We start from the raw sequence: 4,138 nt of genomic DNA, 5'->3' as shown, positions 1-4,138 counted from the left end.
ATGAGTGTGCATGACGGGCTTCCTCTGTAATGGATGGAACGCCTCGTCTGGCCAGAGCGAGCGTACGGATAGATTCTCGACGGATTCGCCGCGATATATCCAATACTGTCTTTCTTAACTCACCATATCCGGGAGATATCGCAATGGCCGACTTGCGCCAGTTCCGCCAGTTCGTCGCGGTTGCCGAGGAGCTGAGCTTCCGCCGCGCCGCTGAGCGCCTGCACATGGCCCAGCCACCGCTGACCACCGCGATCCGGCGGCTGGAAGAAGAAGTCGGCGCCAGCCTGCTGGAGCGTGACAACCGTATCCACCGCCTGACGCCGGCGGGCCGCGCGTTCCTCGACGAAGCCCGGCGCACCCTGGCCCAGGCCGAACGCACCCTGGCGGCCGCGCGCAGCGCCGCCAGCGGACGCAGAACGTTGCGCCTGGCGTTCGTCGACAGCACCATCAATATTCTGCTACCGCGCATACTCCAGGCGTTCCGCCACCAGCATGGCGCGCTGGACTTCCAGCTCCAGGAAGACACCACCGCGGGGCAACTGGAGGCGTTGCGCGAAGACCGCATCGATGCCGGCCTGATCGTTCTGCCGGTCGACCGCCAGCCCGGCCTGTACACGCATCTACTGGTGGACGGCGACATGCGCGTGGCATTGCCCGAAGGGCATCGGCTGGCACGCCATGCGCGCCTGCGCCTGGAACAACTGGCCGGAGAACCCTGGCTGCTGTTCCCAAGGCACTATGGGCCGGGCATGCACGACCTGATCGTCGCCGCCTGCGCGGCAGCCGGCTTCGTCCCGGAGGTGGTGCAGGAGGCGCGGCAGATGCAGACCATCGCCGGGCTGGTGGCCGGCGGCATCGGCGTCGCGCTAGTGCCTTCGCTGCTACAACCGTTGCGCCCGCCGGGGGTTACCTTTCGTCCCCTGCAAGGGCGGCGGGCGCGAATTCCCTATCGGCTGGCGCTGGCCTACCGCACGCCGTCGGAACTCATCGAACGCTTTCGCGAAACCGCCCAGACGATCGCCGCCGCCCCGGCTTTTCGCATGGCCTAGCGCCAGTCCCTGAGCGCCTCCTCGGCCGCCAGGTTCATCGGCTCGGCAAGCAGCCCGGCGACGCCGTAGTTCACCGCGAACACCGCCTTGTCCGCCATCGGCAGGAAAGTCACCCGCCCCGCCAGCGGCTCGAACAGGAACAGGTCGTGCTCGCCGGCCCGCAGCCAGCGCCAGAGATCGACCCCCAGCGGACTCTGCGACAAGCCCAGGCGGCGGCCCCGGGACTGCTGTTCGAGGGCCAGGAAGCGGCCGCTGAGCGCGTCGAGGCGATAGCCCGGCGCCAGACCGATCAACGCGGCCAGCCCCTTCCAGCGGAAAATCCGCGCGTCCAGTTGCCAGAGTTCGCCGTCCAGCACCACGCTGCGCTCGTTGGCGCCCTCCTGGATCAGCACCCGGTAGCGCTGCGGCCCTTCGGCCTGGAAGCTCAGGGTGGCCATCGGCTGCTCGGGCTTGAGCAGCGAGTAGCTGCGCAGGTCCCAGGCGAGCACCAGCAGCAGCCCCGCCACGGCGACGAAGGCCAAGCCGCAGGTGCCGCGCAGCCAGCCGAGGAACCAGGTGCGTTCGAAGAGGATGCGCACCGCGACCAGGGCGGCCAGCAAGGCCAGTAACGCGAATGCCCAGGCCAGACCGTCGTACTGCATGCAAGCGATTCCTTCTGCGTGAAATTGCGGGCATTATGCGCACCCCTCCTCCCGACGGCCAGCGAGGCCGTTTCCCGATTGGAAGCAGGTCCGGTTTTTCATGCCCTTCGAACTCGTGATAGACCCCAGCACCCTGATCATCCTGGCCGTGGTGGCCTTTCTCGCCGGCTTCATCGACGCCATCGCCGGCGGCGGCGGCCTGTTGACCATCCCTGCGCTGCTCACCGCCGGGGTCCCGCCGCACCTGGCGCTGGGTACCAACAAGCTGAGCTCGACCTTCGGTGCGGCGACCGCCAGCTACACCTTCTACCGGCGCAAGCTGTTCCATCCCGGGAAGTGGCGCAACGGCCTGCTCGCCACCGCGATCGGCGCCGCCATAGGCGCCTGGGCGGCTCACCTGCTGCCCGCCGAGTGGCTGAACCGGATGCTCCCGGTGGTGGTATTCACCTGCGGCCTCTACATGCTCTTCGGCGGCACGCCGAAAGCGCCGCTGGACGCCGATGCGCCGGTCGGACGCAAGCGCCAGTGGCCGCAGGGCCTCGCCCTGGGCTTCTACGACGGCGTGGCGGGACCGGGCACCGGAGCGTTCTGGACCGTCAGCTCGCTGCTCATGTACCCGCTGGACCTGGTCCGCGCCAGCGGTGTGGCGCGGAGCATGAACTTCGTCAGCAACATAGTGGCGCTGGCGGTGTTCGTCGCCTCCGGCCAGGTGATCTGGTTGCTCGGCCTGTGCATGGGTGCGTCGCTGATGGTCGGCGCCTATTTCGGCGCGCGCACCGCTATCGGCGGCGGGGCGAAGTTCATTCGCCCGGTGTTCATCCTGGTGGTCCTGGCGCTGACCGCGCGGCTAGCCTGGCAGCACTGGTTCAGCGGCGCCTGAGCGGCGCGCCAGGTACAGGTCGATCAAGTGCCGGGCGATCGAGCGCTGCGCCGGTAGCGGCGGCAAGGCATCGAGGGAGAACCACTGGGCGTCCTCGATCTCGTCCTCCTGCGGGACGATCTCGCCGGACACGTACTCGGCGTGGAAACCGAGCATCAGCGAATGCGGGAACGGCCAGTTCTGGCTGCCGATGTATTCGAGATTGGCGACCTCCACCCCGACCTCTTCGCGCACCTCGCGGACCACGCACTGCTCCACCGACTCGCCGGCCTCGACGAAGCCGGCCAGGGTACTGTAGACCCCCGGCACGAAGCGCGGCGAACGCGCCAGCAACACCTCGTCGCCCCGGGTCACCAGGACGATCATGCTCGGCGACAGGCGCGGGTACTGGTGCAGCCCGCACTGCGGACACTGCATCACCCGCTCGTGGTCCTGCGCCTGCATGCGTGTGCCGCAGTTGCCGCAGAACCGGTTGTGACGTGCCCAGATGCCGATCTGGCTGGCATAGCCGAGCATGCAGAACTGATCGAAATCGCCGTGCAGCATGAACTGCCGCAACGGCGCCCAGGCCATGCCCGGTAGCTCGATCGGCTCGTCCAGTTCCAGCACGTAGACCGGCTCGCCCTGCCAATGGCCGACCCCATGTTCGGCGAGCAGCGGGAGTTCCTGGCGCTTCAGCCATTCGCGGGGGAACAGCAGGCCGTTGTCGTCCTGGAGGAAGCGCTGCTGACAGTGCGCGAGCACCCAGCCGCCAACCTGGGCGGTAGCCGGCCGACCTGCCTGCCAGCGGGACTCGCCGGCCATCAGGCGGCCACCGGCAGCCCGAGCGCCTTGACGCTGGCGCTGGCCAGGTCGAGGACATCCGGCTGGCCCTGCGGACGCAGCACGGCACCGCCCTCGAGATAGTATTCGAGACTGGTCAGGGCGTCGGCGAGGGTTTCCAGCATCTGTTCCGAAGGCATCTGCGCGGTCTCGATCATGCGCTGCTGGATGTAGTCGGCGCAGCCGCCGACCAGCAGCGCGGCGCGCTCCTGACCGAGGAACCAGAGGCCGCCCCGGACCGCCTGCAGGCTGGCCGGGACGTTGGCCAGGTTGAGCTTGTCGCCATTGGATTCCAGGTACGCGGTGATCGCACGCTTGGCTAGGGCCAAGCCGGCCTTGGCCTCCTCGATCACCACGATGCGCGCCTCGGCCAACTGGTGCACGGCGAACGCATCGGCTTCTTGCCCGGGCTCCGCCGGAGTCGGCCGGGTGATGCGGCGCTCGCCGCGCTCGAGGTTGCCGACCATGCTTTCCACGTAAAGCACCGCATCGGCCAGGCGCAGCAACGCCGGCGGCGAATCGGCGACGCCGCTGGCAGCCCAGGCGGCCACGGTGGGTAGCTGGGTCTGCAGGGCGGTGCCGGCCGAGTTCAGGCCGACCATGCCGAGGGTCTTGCTCAGCTTGCCCAGTTGCGCATGCAGGTTGGTCAGGCTGTCCGGCTGGGCCACGCCGCGCTCGATCAGGTCGAGCATGTCCTTGACCCCGGCGAGTTCCTCGCGGATCGCCGTGGACAGCGAACGCATCAC

Annotated in this window: 4 protein-coding genes and 1 pseudogene; 2 read left to right on the top strand and 3 right to left on the bottom strand. The window is 68.4% G+C overall.

The window, feature by feature from the left end; genetic code table 11:
- The first annotated feature begins 143 nt into the window (after nucleotides 1-143).
- Nucleotides 144-1,049 carry a LysR family transcriptional regulator gene (locus tag FFS27_RS29540; RefSeq protein WP_023101344.1) on the top strand — a complete coding sequence of 302 codons (906 nt, stop codon included), beginning with the start codon at nucleotides 144-146 and terminating at the stop codon, nucleotides 1,047-1,049.
- Here FFS27_RS29540 and FFS27_RS29535 read toward each other — a convergent pair.
- Complete coding sequence (locus FFS27_RS29535) at nucleotides 1,046-1,690, bottom strand: hypothetical protein (RefSeq protein ID WP_021264648.1); 645 nt, start codon at nucleotides 1,688-1,690, stop codon at nucleotides 1,046-1,048. The two genes, FFS27_RS29540 and FFS27_RS29535, sit on opposite strands and share 4 nt — an antisense overlap.
- A 100-nt stretch (nucleotides 1,691-1,790) precedes the next feature.
- Here FFS27_RS29535 and FFS27_RS29530 point away from each other — a divergent pair, with 100 nt between their 5' ends.
- Entirely contained in the window at nucleotides 1,791-2,570 is a 780-nt protein-coding gene (locus tag FFS27_RS29530; RefSeq protein WP_021264647.1) for a TSUP family transporter, read from the top strand.
- Here the strand turns inward: FFS27_RS29530 and nudC are convergent.
- A complete protein-coding gene (gene nudC, locus FFS27_RS29525; protein ID WP_003132805.1) occupies nucleotides 2,538-3,374 on the bottom strand; it encodes an NAD(+) diphosphatase in 837 nt (278 codons plus the stop codon). The genes FFS27_RS29530 and nudC overlap by 33 nt on opposite strands.
- A pseudogene (gene fimL / locus FFS27_RS29520) lies at nucleotides 3,374-4,138 on the bottom strand (type IV pilus/biofilm regulator FimL); the annotation flags it as partial. The pseudogene fimL and the gene nudC, both read right to left, overlap by 1 nt.

The organism is Pseudomonas sp. 2VD, from assembly GCF_005503585.1.
Lineage (GTDB): Bacteria > Pseudomonadota > Gammaproteobacteria > Pseudomonadales > Pseudomonadaceae > Pseudomonas > Pseudomonas aeruginosa.
The sequence above is the reverse complement of the archived record's forward strand: the minus strand, read 5'-3'. Positions and strand labels throughout refer to the sequence as shown.

Bases quoted from the DNA above. Each gene is read 5' to 3' on its own strand.
- FFS27_RS29540 (WP_023101344.1), top strand. From the start codon at position 144: ATGGCCGACTTGCGCCAGTTCCGCCAGTTCGTCGCGGTTGCCGAGGAG.
- FFS27_RS29535 (WP_021264648.1), bottom strand. From the start codon at position 1,690: ATGCAGTACGACGGTCTGGCCTGGGCATTCGCGTTACTGGCCTTGCTG.
- FFS27_RS29530 (WP_021264647.1), top strand. From the start codon at position 1,791: ATGCCCTTCGAACTCGTGATAGACCCCAGCACCCTGATCATCCTGGCC.
- nudC (WP_003132805.1), bottom strand. From the start codon at position 3,374: ATGGCCGGCGAGTCCCGCTGGCAGGCAGGTCGGCCGGCTACCGCCCAG.